The sequence below is a fragment of the Streptomyces sp. NPDC058691 genome (assembly GCF_042714775.1).
Taxonomy (GTDB): domain Bacteria; phylum Actinomycetota; class Actinomycetes; order Streptomycetales; family Streptomycetaceae; genus Actinacidiphila.
The window spans coordinates 42352-58555 of the sequence record NZ_JBHXSO010000029.1 but is presented as its reverse complement, the minus strand read 5'-3'; the positions used below and the strand labels follow the sequence as shown (position 1 = coordinate 58555).

Here is a 16204-nt window from a genome sequence, read left to right as displayed (position 1 = left end):
GGCGGTGCCGAGCCGCTGGGCCCAGAGCTGGACGTTGACGGATACTCGAGAAGTATCGCCTCGGAGGGGCGCAAGGCCTGCCGCGGGGAGCCGGCCGGCGGCCGTGGACAGTTGGGCGTCACTGTCGCCGTCGCCGCTCGCGTCGTGTTCCGATTCCGCGGAATCTCCGGCTCCGACCGTCGGGCGACAGTCTCACCGGCCCAACGGCCCTACCCTGGGACGGTGTTCTCACCCGAAGGGCCCTCGCTGCGCGAGCTGGCCGTCCAGGCTCTGTCTTCTGTCGAGCGCGGCTATGACCTGCTTGCACCGAGGTTCGACCACACGCCGTTCCGCACCTCGAACCGGATCCTCGACGCGACCGCCGCCGCCCTGCGCCCGTTCGGCCCCTTCGGTGACGGGCTGGACGTGTGCTGCGGCACGGGAGCGGGCCTGCGCGTCCTGCGGCCACTGTGCCGGGACCGGGTCGCGGGAGTGGACTTCAGCGCGGGCATGCTCGCCGAGGCGCGCCGGGCCCACCCGGACGGGGAATGGATACGCGCGGACGCGCGGAAGCCGCCCTTCGCCGCGGAGTTCGACGTGGCCGTGAGTTTCGGCGCCTTCGGGCACTTCCTGGCGACCGAGCGGCCGGCCCTCTTCACCGGGGTGCACCGCGCCCTGCGGCCCGGTGGGATCTTCGCCTTCCCGGTCTTCGCACCGCCTCGCGTCGCCTCCCGGAGCTACTGGATGCCGGCCGGGTTCGACGCGGCAATGCGGATACGGAACGCGGTCTGGCGGCCGCCTTTCGTCATGTACTACCGCACCTTCCCGCTCCGCGCGGTACGCGCAGAGCTGGCCGCGGCGGGCTTCACCGTGCGGACCGCCGTGCTGCCCGACTTCGGCCGCCGCACGGACGGTGCCCCGTACTGCCGCCTGGTCCTGGCCCGCAAGGCGTGACGGCGGGCCCCTGTGCGGGGCGGGGTCCGGCCGGCCAGGTGCGCCAAGAGACATCACCCGGGCTGTCGGCACGGTTGTCTTCCGCAGTCCTACTCCGACGGTGCGGCGGTGTCTGCACGGCGGAACTCCGGTCCCGCTGACGACGGCAGGAGGTTCCGGGCGAGCACATCCAGCGCCCGCGAGACCTCCCTCAGCCGCTGCGGGTCATCGGATCCCAGTGCGTTGGTGAGAGCATCCGCGATGCCGGCGGCGCGGACCTGCGCCACCCGCTCGGACACCTCGGCGGCCTGACGCACCAGCACCCTGCGCCGGTCGACGGGATCCGGAGCCGTCTGCACCGAACCGGCTTCCTTGAGCCGGGCGATGGCGGAGGACACCTGGCTCTGCGGCAGACCGGTGCGGGCGGCGATCTCACCGACGGCGGTGTCGGGATGGGCGGCGATGTCACTCGCCACGATCAGCACCAGCCGAGCGCTGCCGGCATAACGCCCGGCGCCGCCCGGAGGCTCGGGCAGGGCCTCCTCGCCGATTTTCATCAGGGTGCGTCCCAGGAGGAACAGCTCGACTCCGTTCACACGCCCAACATACATCGAACCAGATGCATCGAGATTGATGTATCTAGTTAGATGGATTATGTTGGTCGACAGGCGCGGCGGAGGGCCCGCCATCCTTGAGGGGGATCCGTCATGCTCGAGACCACCGGCACGCTCGCCGTTCCTGGCGCAGTTCTGCACTACCAGGTCCGCGGGACCGGCCCGCTGCTGCTCATCTCGCAGAGCGGCGAGGGTGACGCCGACCGCACCGCCGACCTGCTCACCCACCTCACCGATTCCTACACCGTGGTGACCTACGACCGCCGCGGCCTGTCCCGCAGCCGGCTCGACACCCCCGGGCAAGGCGCGACGCTGGCCGAGCACGCCGACGACGTCCACCGCTTGCTGGCCTCTCTCACCGACACCTCCGCGCTCATGCTCGGCTGCAGTCTCGGAGCCGTCATCGGCATGCACGCAGCCATCCGGCATCCCGGGCAGATCCGCACCCTCATCGCCCACGAGCCCGTCGCCCCACGCCTGCTGCCGGACGGCGAACGCGCCTGTCACGAGCGTGAACTCGCCGCGCTTCAGGACTTCTACCTCCGCGAGGGTCTGGCCGCGGCACTCCCGGAGATCGCCAGGACCCTGGGCATCGACCTCGCCGCCAAGGACGCGGAACCCGATCTGACGCCCCAGCCGATCAACGCGCTGCGCGCCGCGAACTTCGACTACTTCTTCCGGCACGACTTCACCGCTGTCATTCACGACACTCTCGACATCACGGCGCTGAAGGATGCGGCCACACGCATCGTGCCCGCTGCCGGGCGCACCACCGCGCGGAACGTCTTCGACTACCAGGCCGCTACAGCCCTGGCCGCGCTGCTCGGCCGTGAAGTGCAGGAACTGCCCGGCGGTCACAACGGAAACACCACCCACCCGCGGGCCTACGCATCACGCATCCGGGAGATCCTGAACGCCGAACACGCACCATGCGCGAGCGGGTGACCTCGGCCGCCCGTCACGACCCGAGGCACACGAAAGCCTCAGTAGTGCGGTTGTCAGGGGGCGGGGGCGGGGACGGCGGTGGGGTCGACGGAGTGTGAGAGGCGCTGGTAGCGGCGGGCTTGGTCGGTGTCGCCGAGTTGGTCGTGGGCCCAGCCGAGGAAGTACGCGGCGGCGGCGACAGGGTGTCCACCGAGGGGGAGGATCTGCTGCCAGGCGTGGATGGCCGCGCTGAGGTCGCCGGTGTGGGCCAGCGCGTGTCCGCGGACGGCCCAGGTCCGGTGGTCGTGAGGGTTGATCTCGATGAGCCTGGCCGTCGAGTCCAGTGCCTGGGTGAACTGCCCGTAGCCGAGGAGGGTTTTGGACAGGGTTTCGAACATGGGGAAGGCGTGGTCGCGCCAGGACAGGTGGTCCAACGTGCCTGGGGCGGGGCGGGCCTTGTCCAGGGCGCGGGCGGCCAGATCGAGGTATTCCAGGGTCTGTTCCCGGTCGCCGCGCAGGTACGGTTCGAAGGCGATCGCGCGGTAAAGGGTGTGTTCGGCCAGGTGGTTCGCCATCCCGGTCCCGGGCATGTCCTGCACCGCGCGGCGCGCGAGTTGTACGGCCTGGTGGAACTGCGGTGTCGCGGCGCCGCGTTTGCCGTCGAGGACCACGATGTAGTTGGCGAGCCTGAGGCGGACGGCGGGCGCCAGAGCGGGGTCGGCCGCCGCCTGCAGGGCTCGGCCTTCAAGAGCGGACCGTGCTTGCGGGCGCAGTCGCATGAAGGTCTGGAGTTCGGCGCGGACCATGCCGGGCCGGAAGGTGTGGGTGGCGATGTCCGCGTCGAGGAGGCCGAGGATCTCGCCGGCTTTGAGGGGGAATCCCAGGCGCAGCAGGAGTTCGGCGGCGGCAGCGCGTTCGGCGGGGGCGAGGGGCACGCCGTGGTGGCAGACGTCGGCGACCTGCGCCCACAGGCTGCTGGTGAGGTCCGCGGGCATGTCGGCGAAGTCGGCGGTCATGGCGTCGACGCGGTCCCAGCTGGCCGCGGTCAGTACGCGTAGTGCCGGGTGCGGCACGCTGTTGAAGGGGGGAAGCTCGTCCGCCGTCCCTTCGGCCAGGTGCCGCGCGATGGTGTGGGTGATGTGCGCGTCGTTGTTGGACAGCGCGACGGGATCACCGAGGCCGACGTGGACCGGGCAGGCCGCCGGCTGCCGCGCTTGCGTGAGTGCCAGCAGCCTTTGGGCGAGCGCCGGACCGTCGTCCACCGTCCGGTATCGGGGGAGTTCCATGATTGTTGAGCGCCTTCATTCCAGCGGGGCGTCCGGCCCCTCCTGAATCGCGTGATGGTGCCGCCGTCACCGGCAGGGCCCGCGCGATGCCCAGGTTCCACGAGAAATTCCAGAGAAGATGTCCTGCTTGCACGCGAGCGCGTCCGCCGGCCGCATGGGGCGTGGGTCCCGGGGCGCCTGTCGCCACGCCTTTGTTTGCGGTGCGGCCCGGCTGCCGTCGATCGCCGTCGCAGGGCTCGGGTCGTGCGGGGACGGTGCCCGCCGGAGACCGGCGGGCACCATTGATCAGGCAGCGCCGATCACAGGTAGTGCAGCTGGCAGCCCTCGGTGGCCGAGCAGTAGCCGGCCTCGTTCTTCTGCGGGCCCTCGGTCGCGGCGGCGGGCGCGAGGATCGCGCCGCCGACGACAGCGGCGGCCGCGATGGCGATCGCGACACGCTTGGCGTCGGAAACCTTCTTGAGAGCCTCGGGGAGTTCCATTTTCACCTCTTGTGTAGCCGAGCCAGGCTCGGTAAGACGGGCGGTCGTCTCAGACCGTGGGAGGAGCTTGGCAGCCGCTTCCGCGGCTTGCGGGCTTCCTTGTCGCGTCTTTGTCACTCCCGGAACGCATCCCTGACCCCAGGGGGCAGCGGAAGGGCGTGAGCTTCATCGGGCCGACAGCGGCTTCCACGCGGGCTCTGACCTTGCCGGTGCGGGTCGATCTGTCGTGCGGAAGGCCGGCCTTCACTGCCACTACGGATGTGGGCCACTCGCATCCGAACAAGGCGGCCGCCCGCCTGCTGTTCCGGATCTTCACGAGGACTGCGAGACGACCGCGGGTGTCACCGGTCTCCGCCGGGCCCATCGCCGACAGGTCATCGAGCAGCAACGCCCGACCGCAACACCGAGGTGCCGGCGTCATCGGTCACGCATCGCCCTGGATGAAGGCGTCGACCCGGATGTCCAGCCACGCCAGACATACCCACGCGAGCCCGAAAAGCGCGACCGCGGCCGCCCCGCCCGGCACGACCATCCGTACGCCTCTCCCGGCCCGGCGGCGGAACACGGCGCTCGCCAAAGCCCAGACCAGCAGGGTGAGCGCCGGCACCCCGAGCAGCATGAAAGGCAACTCCACGTACAGCAGGCTCCAGTCCCGCCGGCTTTCAAAACTCCCCTGAAGAGCGGGCCGGGCACCCTGCAACCAGACCCCGAACCCGACGCACGCACTGACGGCCGCCACGAAGCAGCCGACGGCACTCGCGGGTTTTCCACGCTCTCGCATGCCTCTACCGACGCACCCGGCGCAATCGCAGTTCCCGGCACCGCGGACGTGCCGCCGTCGAGCCCGAACTGACACATCGGCAGGCTGCCCAGCGAGTGAACTGTGCCGTGCGGGCCCGGACATCACGCGGATGTCCGGGCCGTGTGGCCCGCTACTTGCTGACGGCGAAGCGCATCAGGGCGTGCTCGTCGCCCTGTTTGATCTTCCCCGTCGTGTTGATCACCTCGAGCTTCCAACTGTTGCCGACGCGAATCGCCTTGGCCACGGCACAGGCGTTGTCAGCGGTAAGCAGGCTCGGCCAGATGTCGGCGACCTGCTGGGAAGTGCCCCCTGTGGCGTCGTACACCTTGAAGCTGATGTTGCGCGCCTTCTGGAAGGAACTGCCCTTCTTGTAGGCGGCTGCGACGAACACGATCGACGTGATGTTCTGCGGGATCCGCGCGAACTCGACCGTCACGGTCTCGTCGTCGCCGTCCCCGCGGCCGGTCTGGTTGTCGCCGCTGTGAGTCAGTGAGCCGTTGCCCATCGGGTCGAGGGAGTCGAGGCCCGCCAGACGCACCGGATCCGCGCCCTGCATCGCGACGGCGATCAGGTCGAGGTCGGTGCCGGATTTGCGGCGCAGGACGCCCATCACCCCGCCGCTGCTCCCCGCCGTGGGGTCCCAGGAGACTCCGATGGACAGATGGGTCACCCCGTCCAGGTCCGCCGGGCCGTCTTCCTTCTTAAGCGTGATCATGCGTAGACCGTCCTCGTGGTGGCGGGGCTGCGACACGTAAAGTGTGCCTGGAGCTCTCGTCGTTCTACACACCCGGTCGACCACTTGCGGTTTCGTCCCAGCCGCTCCGAAGGACAGACGGGCCCTGGTCGAGAGCGTGTACGCCCCGTTGGGGACGTTTTCGACACCTTTCCGGCAGCGAGTGACGCAGCGGATTCCGGCGGCTTCGCGGGAAGCCGCCGGAATCCGACGCCGCCCACGGGTAGGGGGAGCGGCCGAGGTCAGGCCTGCCGCTCCCGCAGGTCGATCCTGTGGCTGATCTTCTCTGCTGCGGTGCGCAGGCTGTTGAGCTCGGCCGGGTCGAGAGCGTCGTAGACGAGGTCGCGTACCTGGGCCACGTGTCCTGGGGCGGCTTCCGCGAGTTGGGCCTGGCCGGCTTCGGTCAGGATCGCTTGGGTGTAGCGGCCGTTGGTGGGGTCGGGCTCGCGGCGGACGAGACCCCGGCGTTCCAGCCTGCTGATCATGTGGGAGAGGCGCGACTGCTCGGAGTTGGCGAGGACGGCCAGGTCGCTCATGCGCATGCGCTGTCCCGGCTGGTCGGACAGTCCGGCGAGGACGTAGTACTCGATGTAGCTGAGGTGCGCGTCCTGCTGTAGCTGCGCTTCCAGGGCGGTGGACAGTCTGTGCAGCATGAGGCCGAACTGCCGCCATGTCTCCTGCTCTGCCGGGGTCAGCCAGCGGGGCTGATCGTCCGGGCGCGGAGGGTGTTCGGGCATGCCCGGAGTCTATCGAGCATGAACGTTCACGAGTCGCGACTCGGACTTGAAGTTTCATGTGTCATCGTCTTAGGGTTTGACATGAAACTTCAAGTGAGGGCCCTGGCCGCGCATCGGCGGCCCGTCAAGGAGAAGACCGCATGAGTGACCTGAAGATCGCCATCATCCTCGGCAGCACCCGGCCCGGCCGCAACGGCAAGGCTGTCGCCGACTGGGTGGTGGACCGGTCCGGCGCCCGTCCCGGCGTCCACTACGAGCTGGTCGACCTCGCCGACCACCCGCTGCCCCACCTGGACGAGGCCATTCCGCCGGCCATGGGCCAGTACCAGGGTGAGCACACCAAGGCCTGGGCGGCCAAGATCGCCGAGTTCGACGGGTACATCTTCGTGTCCCCCGAGTACAACCACTCGACCTCCGGCGTACTGAAGAACGCGATCGACCACCTCTATGGCGAGTGGAACAACAAGGCCGCCGCCTTCGTCTCCTACGGTTCCCTCGGCGGCGTTCGGGCCATCGAGCACCTGCGCGCCGTGGCCAGCGAACTGCAACTGGCCCACGTGCGTCAGCAGCTGTCCTTCTCGCTGTCCACCGACTTCGAGAACTTCTCCGTCTTCAAGCCGGGCGCGCAGCACGACGCTGCCGCGACCACCCTGTTCGACCAGCTGGAGTCGTGGGCCCGCGCCCTGCGGACGGTACGGGGCTGACGCCTCGCCCTTCTGCGCGTCCCCGTGTGCCGCGTCGGACGGGAGAGAGGAACAAAGACCGTGACGAGTGAACTGACAGAGGAGGAGGCGGAAGCGTATGTGTACGGCGTGTGCTTCAAGACCGGCCCGCCCGAGCGGACCGGGGTGGAGACGGAGTGGCTGGTCCAGGACCGCCGCGGCCCCGGACTGCCGGTATCCGTCGACCGGTTGAACGCCGCCCTCGCGCCGGTCGAAGCCGCCGGCGCCCTTCCCGGGGGCAGCAGGATCACCCGCGAGCCAGGTGGGCAGGTGGAGCTGAGTTCGCTTCCGGCCCTGTCCCTGACCGCGTGCGTCGAGGCGATGGCCGCGGATCTCACGGTACTGCGCGAAGCGGTCGAGAGGTCCGGCCTGACACTGGTCGGCCAGGGAATCGACCCGTACCGCGAACCGCCTCGCATCCTCGACCATCCCCGCTACCGGGCCATGGAGAGGTTCTTCGACCGCGAGGGCCCCGCGGGCCGCGTCATGATGCGGCGCACGGCCTCCGTCCAGATCAACCTGGACGGCGGGGACGAGTCCCACACTGTATCCGGCTATCGCTACCGCTGGGAACTCGCCCACCGGATCGGCCCCGTCCTGGTGGCCGCCTTCGCCAACTCCCCGATCGTGGACGGCCGGCCCGGCGGATGGCTGTCCACGCGGCAGGCCGTCTGGTCCCGGATGGACGCCGGCCGCACCCGTCAGCCGCGCCACCACTCCGACCCTCGGCTCGCCTGGACCCGCTACGCGCTCGACGCGAAGGTGATGTGCATACCGGGCGACGACAACGGCGACTGGTCCGCGCCGGCGGAGCTGACCTTCCGTGACTGGCTGCGCGGCACACCGGGACTTCGGCGACCGGCCCAAGCCGACCTGGACTACCACCTCAGCACCCTGTTCCCGCCGGTCAGACCGCGCGGCTGGCTCGAACTGCGGATGACCGACGCACAGGACGGCGACGACTGGATCGTGCCGACGGTGCTGGCCGCGACCCTGCTCAACGACCCCGCTGCCGCCGATGCCGCCTATGCGGCAACGGAGCCGCTCTGCCGCGACATGCAGCCCGTCCCCTCCGACGACTTCTGGCAGCGGGCGGCGCGCATCGGCCCGGCCGACCCCGACATCGCCAAGGCGGCCAGCGCCTGCTTCGCCGCGGCCGACAGCGCCCTGGCGCGCCCCGGGACCTCCGCGGTCCTGCGGCATGCGCTGGCCGATTTCGCCGAGCGCTACCCGCACCGTGGCCGATGCCCGGCCCACGACCGACTGGACGCGCTCCGCCGCATCTGACCCACCGAGAAGGCATGCCGTGACGAACTCTCACACCGAGCCGAGTACGGCCCGGAACGGGGCCACCCCCGAGCCCGCCGCCGCACCACCCCCAAACTCACCCGCCTCCCCAGCCGAGGCGCCAGCCGTACGAGCGGCCGGGACCCCGTCGGCCGCCGCTCGCACCGCGCTGGAGACCGCACGGCGCCGGACCCTGAGCCTCACCGACCCACTCACCGGCAAGGACCTCACCGCCCAGCACTCACCGCTGATGTCCCCCCTGGTGTGGGACCTCGCCCACATCGCCAACCAGGAGGACCTGTGGCTGGTGCGTACTGCCGGCCGCCGCCCCGGACTGCGCCCCGACCTCGACCCGCTCTACGACGCCGTCCGGCACCCCCGTGCCGACCGCCCGGCTCTGCCCCTGCTCGACCCGGCCGCCGCCCGCGACTACCTGGACACGGTCCGCACCGAGACCTGGGACGTGCTGGCAGGCGTGGACACCTCACCCGGCAACCCCGATCCGCTGCTCGCCGACGGCTTCGTGTTCGGCATGCTCGCCCAGCACGAACAGCAGCATGACGAGACGATGCTCGCCACGCTTCAACTCCGCGAGGGAGCCCCCGTCCTGCATGCGTCCGCACCGCCCCGCGCACCCGCGGACGCCGCCCGGCTGCCCCGCGAAGTGCTCGTCCCCGGCGGCCCGTTCACCATGGGCACCAGCACCGAGCCGTGGGCCCTGGACAACGAACGCCCACACCACACCGTGGACGTCCCCGCCTTCTGGCTTGACACCGTGCCCGTCACCAACGCCGCATATCAGGAGTTCATCGCGGCCGACGGCTACCGCGACGCCCAATGGTGGACGCCCCGGGGGTGGCAGCACGTCCAGGAGACCGGGCTCGAGGCGCCGCTGTTCTGGCACCGGGAGCACGGGAGATGGCTGCGCCGCCGGTTCGGGATCATCGAGGAAGTCCCCGCCGACGAACCCGTACTGCACGTGTGCTGGTACGAGGCCGACGCGTACGCCCGCTGGGCGGGCAGGCGGCTGCCGACCGAGGCCGAGTGGGAGAAGGCGGCACGGCACGACCCCGCGACGGGCCGCTCCCGGCGCTATCCCTGGGGCGACGCCGCGCCCGGCCCTGAGCAGGCCAACCTCGGGCAGCGACACCTCCAGCCCGCCCCGGCCGGCAGCTACCCGGCAGGGGCCGCGCCCAGCGGCGCCCGGCAGCTGATCGGCGACGTCTGGGAGTGGACCGCCTCGGACTTCGCCCCCTACCCCCACTTCACCGCCTTCCCCTACAAGGAGTACTCCGAGGTCTTCTTCGGCCCCGCGTACAAGGTGCTGCGCGGCGGCGCCTTCTCCGTCGACCCGGTCGCCTGCCGGGGCACCTTCCGCAACTGGGACCACCCGATCCGGCGGCAGATCTTCGCCGGCTTCCGCACCGCCCGGGACACCTCCGGGGACGAGCGCGACTGATGTGCCGTCACCTCGCCTACCTGGGCCCGCCCGTGACACTGGCGCGGCTCGTCACCGAGCCACCGCACAGCCTGTACGAGCAGTCCTGGCAGCCGGCCGTACAGCGCCACGGGACGGTCAACGCCGACGGATTCGGCATCGGCTGGTACCCGGAGGAGCCGGACACCACCACCGGTGACGCCGGGTTCCCCCGGCCCGCCCGCTACCGGCGTGCGGTGCCCATCTGGGCCGACGCGAACCTCCCCGAGCTGACCGGCACCATCCGCAGCCGCGCGGTGCTGGCCGCGGTCCGCTCGGCCACCGAGGGCACCACCCGGGACGAGACGGCGGCCGCGCCCTTCCGCGACGACCGCTGGCTGTTCAGCCACAACGGCGCCGTCCCCGACTGGACACGACTGCCCACCGGCCTCACCCCCGCGGAGATGCTGGCGCTCGACGCGCACAGTGACTCGGCCCTGCTGTGGGCCATGATCGTGCGACGCCTGCGGCAGGGCGAACCGCCCGCCGGCGCCCTGGCCGCGGTGGTGCGTCAGGTCGCCGCGGCCAGGCCCACCGCCCGGCTGAACTTCCTGCTCACCGACGGCCACACCATCGCCGCCACCGCCTGGGGCGACACCCTGTGGTACCGCACCGGACCCGCCACGGCGCTCGTCGCATCCGAGCCCGACGACACGCCCGGTGACTGGCGGGAAGTCCCCGACCGCTCCCTGCTCCTGGCCACCACAGCGGGCGTCCGGATCCTGCCCCTGCACACGCCACGCCCACACCGCAAGGAATCACAGCCGATGACCGACGGCGCCTTCACCCTCGACGACCGGCTGCCCGCCGGCTACCTCACCTCCAGGCTCCATGCCGACGCGCGCGAGGGCCTGGGCAGCGCGCCGCGCACACTGCCGCCCAAGTGGTTCTACGACAAACGCGGCAGCGAGCTGTTCGAGCAGATCACCAGGCTGCCGGAGTACTACCCCACCCGGGCCGAGCAGGAGATCCTCACCCGCCGCGCCCCGGAGATCGCCGCGCTGACCCGGGCCGCCACCCTGATCGAGCTGGGCTCCGGCTCCTCCCGCAAGACCCGTCTGCTGCTCGACGCCCTCACCGCCACCGGCACACTGCGCCGCTACGCGCCGCTGGACGTCAGCGCCCCCGCGCTGGAAGAGGCAGGCCGCGCGATCAGCCGCGACTACCCGGGGCTCACCGTCTCCGCCACCGTCGCCGACTTCGAAACCGGCCTCGCCCTGTCCGACGAGCCCGGCCCGCGCCTGCTGGCATTCCTCGGCAGCACCATCGGCAACTTCGACGCGGCGCAGCGCGCCACCTTCTACGGCACCCTGGCCCACGCGCTGAGCAGCGACGACATCCTCCTGCTCGGCGCCGACCTGGTCAAAGACCCCGAGGTCCTGGTCCGCGCCTACGACGACGCGGCCGGTGTCACCGCCGACTTCAACAAGAACGTACTGCACGTCCTCAACCGCGAGCTCGGCGCCGACTTCGACCCCGACCTCTTCGCACACGTCGCCCTGTGGAATCCCGAGTTCGAGCGCATCGAGATGAGGCTGCGCTCCCGCACCACCCAGACCGTCGAGATCCCCGACCTCGACCTCACCCTCGGCCTGGCCGCAGGTGAGGACCTGCGCACCGAACTGTCGTGCAAGTTCCGCCGCGACGTTCTCACCGCCGAACTCAAGGAGGGCGGCTTCACCGTCCGTCACTGGTGGACCGACCCGGGCGCCCGCTTCGCCCTCGTCATGGCAGTGCCCAACTGAAGCCCGCCGGCCCCGGAACCGGCCTTGCCACAGGTGCTGTCCCTGTCATGCGACGAGAGATCATGAGCGAGTGACCCGCCTACTGACTCGAAGTGACCTGCAGTCCGTGCTGGAGCCGGTGGCCTGCATCGCCGCGCTGCGCGACGGCTTCCGCGCCGCCGCCTCACCGGTGGCCGGGCAGCGGGTCCGCACTGACCTGCCATTTCCCGGAACGGCCACGGCCTTGATCCCGGGTGTACTGCCCGGCATCGACGCGTACACCGTGAAGGTCAACGCCAAATTCCCGGGGGCCCGACCGGCTCTGCGCGGAGTGATCTGCCTTCACAGCGGTCACGACGGTGAGCTCCTCGCGCTGATCGATTCCGCCACCGTCACCGCATGGCGCACCGGACTGGCCGCGGCCCTGGGAACCCACGTGCTGGCCGGCCCCGACAGCACGGAAGACGCGGTACTCGGAGTGGTCGGCGCGGGCGCACAGGCCGAGCTCGTGATGCTCGGTCTCACCACCCTGCGGCGTCGTCACGAAGTCGTCGTCCACGACTCGGATCCGGATCGGGCCGGCGCTTTCGCCTCACGCCACGGCGGCCGTCTTCTGTCGTCTGCCGCGGAGGTCGCCTCCGCCGCCGACATCGTCGTGCTCGCCACCTGGTCACGCTCACCGCTGCTCCGGCTGGCCGACACGCGACCAGGGCAGCACATCACCAGCCTGGGAGCCGATGAACCCGGCAAACAGGAACTCTCCGCCGACCTCCTGGAATCCGCACTGCTCGTCGTCGACGACCGAGACCTCGCCGCTGCCACGGGCGCTCTGGCCGCCGCCGGTCTCGCGCCCTCCGCAGCCGAGGCCACACTCGGGGAGGTTCTCACCGGAGCCCATCCGGGACGCACCAGCGCGACGGCCCGCTCCGTCTACGCGCCTGTCGGACTTCCCTGGCAAGACCTTGCCCTGGCGTGGATCGCCTACCAGCAGGCAGAACACCATGACATCGGACAGAAGATCGACCTGCTCTCCTGAGCGAGTCACTCCTGTGATCGTCTGTTCCGTAGAGGGCCCTACGATTGGCCCATGTCCAACATGCCGTCACGGGTCGAACTCTGCCCGCTCACCCTGGCCGACCAGGACGAGTTCTGCGAGCTCGTGAGAGCCAGCGTCGAGCTCCATATGCCGTGGATGCAGCTGCCCGGGACCGCGGAGGACTTCCAGGGGTGGATGCGCCGCTTCGACGACGGCAGCAACCTGGGCTTCGTGATCCGCGTTCGGGAGACCGGTGAAGCCGCCGGCACGGTCAACATCAACTCGATCATCCGCGGCCGCTACCAGGGCGCGTCCCTCGGCTACGCGGCCTTCGCCCCGTCAGCGGGGCGGGGCTACATGACCGAAGGGCTCACCATCGCCCTGCAGTACGCCTTCGACGACCTGCGGCTGCACCGGCTGGAGGCGAACATTCAGCCGGCGAACAAGGCCTCTTTGGCCGTGGTCCAGCGCTTGGGCTTTCGCTACGAAGGACTGTCACCCGCCTACCTCTACATCGACGGGGCCTGGCGTGACCACGAACGTTGGTCCATCAGCGCACCATCTGCCTGGACGCCCGATCCTTCCCTTCCCGCGGTCTAGGCACGTCAGCGGCGCGTGCCCGGCGCGCGCCCCGACGGATGCGTCGCGTCACCTGACGTGAAGCCATGCCCGCCCCCCCCACGCGACCACCAACCCCAGCCACCTCCACCGGGCGGCGGGCCAGTGGAGTGATCTAAGGCCACAACGGCATCCCCGGGCGGCGCGGGGTACCGGGAAACGGTGCGGCAGCCGCGTTCAATCGCGCAAGAGAAGCGGAGGGCCGTCGACGCAGGAACGCTCACGGGTACGGACCTCCGGGCCACACCGCACGGCGTCAGAGGGAGAACACGATGAGCGGCGTACCGGGCCTGCCGACACCGACCGGTCCCTACTTGGACGGCGGGCTGCTGCCCGCAGACTTCTACGCCTTCGAGGAACTGCTCTCGGACAGGGAGCGGGAGAAGATCGCGTCCATCCGCGACTTCCTCCGTACGCAGGTCGCCCCGATCGTCGACGGCTACTGGGCCAAGGCCGAGTTCCCCTTCCAGCTGGTCGAGGGCTTCGCGAAGCTGGGCCTGGTGGACTGGGCCGACCCGGACTCCTCGGAATCGCGGCCGAGCAATCTCCTGGCCGGCTTCGTCGCCATGGAGCTCGCGCACGCGGACGCGTCCTTGGCCACCTTCTTCGGCGTGCACACGGGTCTGGCCATGGGCACCATCCTCAGCTGCGGCTCGGACGAGCAGAAGCGACGCTGGCTGCCGGCGATGAGCCGCTTCGAGAAGATCGGCGCCTTCGGTCTGACGGAGCCGCACGGCGGCTCCGACGTGGCCGGCGGTCTGCAGACGACCGCCCGCCGGGACGGCGACGGCTGGATCCTCGACGGCGCCAAGCGGTGGATCGGCAACGCGACGTTCGCCGACCTGATCGTCATCTGGGCCCGTGACGTCGAGACGAAGCACGTGCTGGGCTTCGTCGTGGAGAAGGACACCCCCGGGTTCACCGCGACGAAGATCGAGAACAAGATGGCGCTGCGCATCGTGCAGAACGCCGACATCGTGCTCGACGGCTGCCGTGTTCCGGAGGCGAACCGGCTGCAGAACGCGAACTCGTTCAAGGACACCGCCGAGATCCTGCGCCGGACCCGCAGCGGGGTGGCGTGGCAGGCGGTGGGGATCATGTTCGGCGCCTACGAGATCGCCCTGCAGTACGCGAAGGAGCGCGAACAGTTCGGGCGCCCGATCGGGGGCTTCCAGCTGGTGCAGGACCTGCTGGTGAAGATGCTCGGCAACGCAACGGCCTCGTGCGGGATGGTGACGCGCCTGGCCCAGCTGCAGGATGCCGGGGTGTACCAGGACGAGCAGTCCTCGCTGGCGAAGGCCTACTGCACCGTGCGGATGCGCGAGAGCGTGGGCTGGGGGCGGGAGATCCTGGCCGGCAACGGCATCGTGCTCGACTACAACATCGGGCGATTCGTCGCCGACGCCGAGGCCATTTACTCCTACGAGGGCACGCGCGAGATCCAGACCCTCATCGTCGGACGCGCCGTGACCGGCGGTCTGAGCGCCTTCGTGAAGTGATGGCCATGACCACCGAATCCGTGTTCACGGGACTGAAGGTGCTCGACGCGTCGAGCTTCATCGCCGGACCTGCCGCGGCGACCATGCTCTCCGACTTCGGAGCGGACGTCGTCAAGATCGAGCCGCCGGGGCGTGGCGACCCCCAGCGGGGGCTCGCCTCCGTGCCTCCCAGCCCCAAGGCGGAGGCCAACTACAGCTGGCACCTGGCCAACCGCAACAAGCGCGGCATGGTGCTCGACCTGAAGTCGCCGTCGGCCCTGCCGGTACTGCGGCGCCTGGTCGAGTGGGCCGACGTGGTGATCACCAACTTCCCGCACGGGACACGCGAGAAGCTGCACCTCGGCTACGAAGAGATCTCGGCCTGGAACCCGCGCCTCGTGTACGCCGACCTCACCGGCTTCGGCGACACCGGCCCCGACGCCGGTCAACCCGGCTTCGACCTGAGCGCCTATTGGTCGCGCAGCGGACTGCTCGCCTCGACCCGCGACGCGGGTGCCCCGCCGACGGTGCCGGTCTGGGGCAGCGGTGACTACACGTCAGCGGTCGCCATCTACGCCGCGATCGCGACGGCCCTGTACCGCCGTGAACGAACGGGACAAGGGGCCAGTGTCGGGACGTCGCTGCTCGCAACCGGCGTCTGGGCCACCGGCACGCTGGTGGCCGGCGCACTCGCGAACGGCACGCCGTTCGAGCTGCACGACCGGGCGGCACCGGCGAATCCGCTGATCAACCCCTACCGGACCGAGGACGACGAGTGGTTCATGCTGGTCGCCGCACCCCCGCACTGGCCAGGGCTGACCCGGGCCCTCGGGCGCCCGGAGCTGCTTGAGGACCCCCGGTACGCGGACTTCGAGAGCATCCTCGAGAACTCCGCCGCGCTGACCGACCTGCTCGACGCCGAGTTCCGTTCGCAACCCTTCGCCCACTGGAGGGACGCCCTGTCGCGGGAACGCGTCACCTACAGCCTCATCCAGACCCCGGAGGAGGCCGCGCTGGACCCGCAACTGCGGGCGAACGACATCATCGTGCCGATCGAAGGGGTCGACGCGCTGGAGTACACCGTCAACAGCCCGGTCATCCTGCGGAACGTCGACAAGGTCCCGGCGAAGCGGGCACCGGAGCTGGGCGAGCACAACGACGAGATCCTCGGAGAGCTGGGTTTCGACCCCGCCGCGATCGCGGAGTTGCGTACGCAGGGCGCGATCCCCGCTTCGGCGTAGGGGAACTGCCCGCCGGCATCGATACGTTCGCCCGCGGCGCGGACCGCGCCCGCGCCGCGGGAGCCTCCCGTCAGCCGTGTGGGTCGTCGATGCGACGCTACCGACGACGGCTCAACACACGTGGCAGGGAAAGG

The 16204-nt window shown here is 70.3% G+C and carries 16 protein-coding genes and 1 pseudogene; 11 read left to right on the top strand and 6 right to left on the bottom strand.

Annotation, left to right across the window (positions count from 1 at the left end; genetic code table 11):
* Positions 1–222: 222 nt before the first annotated feature.
* On the top strand, positions 223–933 hold the full coding sequence (locus ACFWVC_RS21460; protein ID WP_384288147.1) for a methyltransferase domain-containing protein: 711 nt from the start codon (positions 223–225) through the stop codon (positions 931–933).
* A gap of 89 nt (positions 934–1022) precedes the next feature.
* On the opposite strand, the gene ACFWVC_RS21455 is transcribed toward ACFWVC_RS21460, so the two are convergent.
* Positions 1023–1508, bottom strand: a complete 486-nt coding sequence (locus tag ACFWVC_RS21455; RefSeq protein ID WP_384288145.1) for a MarR family winged helix-turn-helix transcriptional regulator — start codon at positions 1506–1508, stop codon at positions 1023–1025.
* Between the two features lie 111 nt (positions 1509–1619).
* Between ACFWVC_RS21455 and ACFWVC_RS21450 the strand changes: the two genes are divergently transcribed.
* Positions 1620–2471 carry an alpha/beta fold hydrolase gene (locus ACFWVC_RS21450; protein WP_384288143.1) on the top strand — a complete coding sequence of 284 codons (852 nt, stop codon included), beginning with the start codon at positions 1620–1622 and terminating at the stop codon, positions 2469–2471.
* A gap of 53 nt (positions 2472–2524) precedes the next feature.
* Here ACFWVC_RS21450 and ACFWVC_RS21445 read toward each other — a convergent pair whose 3' ends face one another.
* The 5 genes from ACFWVC_RS21445 to ACFWVC_RS21425 all read right to left on the bottom strand — a co-directional run bounded on the left by ACFWVC_RS21445 (position 2525) and on the right by ACFWVC_RS21425 (position 6487).
* Positions 2525–3736 (bottom strand): hypothetical protein, encoded by a 1212-nt coding sequence (locus ACFWVC_RS21445; protein WP_384288141.1) that lies wholly within the window; start codon positions 3734–3736, stop codon positions 2525–2527.
* A 299-nt stretch (positions 3737–4035) separates the two neighbouring features.
* Positions 4036–4215 carry a hypothetical protein gene (locus ACFWVC_RS21440; RefSeq protein WP_384288139.1) on the bottom strand — a complete coding sequence of 60 codons (180 nt, stop codon included), beginning with the start codon at positions 4213–4215 and terminating at the stop codon, positions 4036–4038.
* Between the two features lie 424 nt (positions 4216–4639).
* Positions 4640–4954 carry a hypothetical protein gene (locus ACFWVC_RS21435; protein ID WP_384288137.1) on the bottom strand — a complete coding sequence of 105 codons (315 nt, stop codon included), beginning with the start codon at positions 4952–4954 and terminating at the stop codon, positions 4640–4642.
* Between the two features lie 193 nt (positions 4955–5147).
* Positions 5148–5732: a TerD family protein gene (locus ACFWVC_RS21430; protein ID WP_384288135.1), complete on the bottom strand. Its 585-nt coding sequence runs from the start codon at positions 5730–5732 to the stop codon at positions 5148–5150.
* 260 nt (positions 5733–5992) lie between these two features.
* Positions 5993–6487 (bottom strand): MarR family winged helix-turn-helix transcriptional regulator, encoded by a 495-nt coding sequence (locus tag ACFWVC_RS21425; RefSeq protein ID WP_384288133.1) that lies wholly within the window; start codon positions 6485–6487, stop codon positions 5993–5995.
* A gap of 140 nt (positions 6488–6627) precedes the next feature.
* Here ACFWVC_RS21425 and ACFWVC_RS21420 point away from each other — a divergent pair, with 140 nt between their 5' ends.
* From ACFWVC_RS21420 to ACFWVC_RS21380, 9 genes and pseudogenes are all read left to right on the top strand, one after another.
* Positions 6628–7191: an NADPH-dependent FMN reductase gene (locus ACFWVC_RS21420; protein WP_384288131.1), complete on the top strand. Its 564-nt coding sequence runs from the start codon at positions 6628–6630 to the stop codon at positions 7189–7191.
* A gap of 60 nt (positions 7192–7251) precedes the next feature.
* On the top strand, positions 7252–8496 hold the full coding sequence (egtA, locus tag ACFWVC_RS21415) for an ergothioneine biosynthesis glutamate--cysteine ligase EgtA (protein WP_384288129.1): 1245 nt from the start codon (positions 7252–7254) through the stop codon (positions 8494–8496).
* 19 nt (positions 8497–8515) lie between these two features.
* The gene (gene egtB, locus ACFWVC_RS21410) at positions 8516–9955 is read left to right on the top strand and encodes an ergothioneine biosynthesis protein EgtB (RefSeq protein ID WP_384288127.1); all 1440 of its coding nucleotides are present in this window, start codon (positions 8516–8518) and stop codon (positions 9953–9955) included.
* Positions 9955–10644 (top strand): annotated as a pseudogene (gene egtC / locus ACFWVC_RS21405) (ergothioneine biosynthesis protein EgtC); the annotation flags it as partial. The gene egtB and the pseudogene egtC, both read left to right, overlap by 1 nt.
* A gap of 96 nt (positions 10645–10740) precedes the next feature.
* Complete coding sequence (egtD, locus tag ACFWVC_RS21400; protein WP_384288288.1) at positions 10741–11718, top strand: L-histidine N(alpha)-methyltransferase; 978 nt, start codon at positions 10741–10743, stop codon at positions 11716–11718.
* A 70-nt stretch (positions 11719–11788) separates the two neighbouring features.
* Positions 11789–12733: an ornithine cyclodeaminase family protein gene (locus ACFWVC_RS21395; RefSeq protein ID WP_384288125.1), complete on the top strand. Its 945-nt coding sequence runs from the start codon at positions 11789–11791 to the stop codon at positions 12731–12733.
* A 51-nt stretch (positions 12734–12784) separates the two neighbouring features.
* Positions 12785–13333, top strand: coding sequence for a GNAT family N-acetyltransferase (locus ACFWVC_RS21390; protein WP_384288123.1), 549 nt, complete (start codon positions 12785–12787; stop codon positions 13331–13333).
* A 290-nt stretch (positions 13334–13623) separates the two neighbouring features.
* Positions 13624–14850 carry an acyl-CoA dehydrogenase family protein gene (locus ACFWVC_RS21385; RefSeq protein ID WP_384288120.1) on the top strand — a complete coding sequence of 409 codons (1227 nt, stop codon included), beginning with the start codon at positions 13624–13626 and terminating at the stop codon, positions 14848–14850.
* A 5-nt stretch (positions 14851–14855) separates the two neighbouring features.
* Positions 14856–16070, top strand: coding sequence for a CaiB/BaiF CoA transferase family protein (locus ACFWVC_RS21380; RefSeq protein WP_384288117.1), 1215 nt, complete (start codon positions 14856–14858; stop codon positions 16068–16070).
* Positions 16071–16204 lie beyond the last annotated feature (134 nt).

Bases quoted from the DNA above. Each gene is read 5' to 3' on its own strand.
- ACFWVC_RS21425 (WP_384288133.1), bottom strand. From the start codon at position 6,487: ATGCCCGAACACCCTCCGCGCCCGGACGATCAGCCCCGCTGGCTGACC.
- ACFWVC_RS21385 (WP_384288120.1), top strand. From the start codon at position 13,624: ATGAGCGGCGTACCGGGCCTGCCGACACCGACCGGTCCCTACTTGGAC.
- ACFWVC_RS21380 (WP_384288117.1), top strand. From the start codon at position 14,856: ATGACCACCGAATCCGTGTTCACGGGACTGAAGGTGCTCGACGCGTCG.
- ACFWVC_RS21450 (WP_384288143.1), top strand. From the start codon at position 1,620: ATGCTCGAGACCACCGGCACGCTCGCCGTTCCTGGCGCAGTTCTGCAC.
- ACFWVC_RS21390 (WP_384288123.1), top strand. From the start codon at position 12,785: ATGTCCAACATGCCGTCACGGGTCGAACTCTGCCCGCTCACCCTGGCC.
- ACFWVC_RS21445 (WP_384288141.1), bottom strand. From the start codon at position 3,736: ATGGAACTCCCCCGATACCGGACGGTGGACGACGGTCCGGCGCTCGCC.
- ACFWVC_RS21430 (WP_384288135.1), bottom strand. From the start codon at position 5,732: ATGATCACGCTTAAGAAGGAAGACGGCCCGGCGGACCTGGACGGGGTG.
- egtD (WP_384288288.1), top strand. From the start codon at position 10,741: ATGACCGACGGCGCCTTCACCCTCGACGACCGGCTGCCCGCCGGCTAC.
- ACFWVC_RS21440 (WP_384288139.1), bottom strand. From the start codon at position 4,215: ATGGAACTCCCCGAGGCTCTCAAGAAGGTTTCCGACGCCAAGCGTGTC.
- ACFWVC_RS21420 (WP_384288131.1), top strand. From the start codon at position 6,628: ATGAGTGACCTGAAGATCGCCATCATCCTCGGCAGCACCCGGCCCGGC.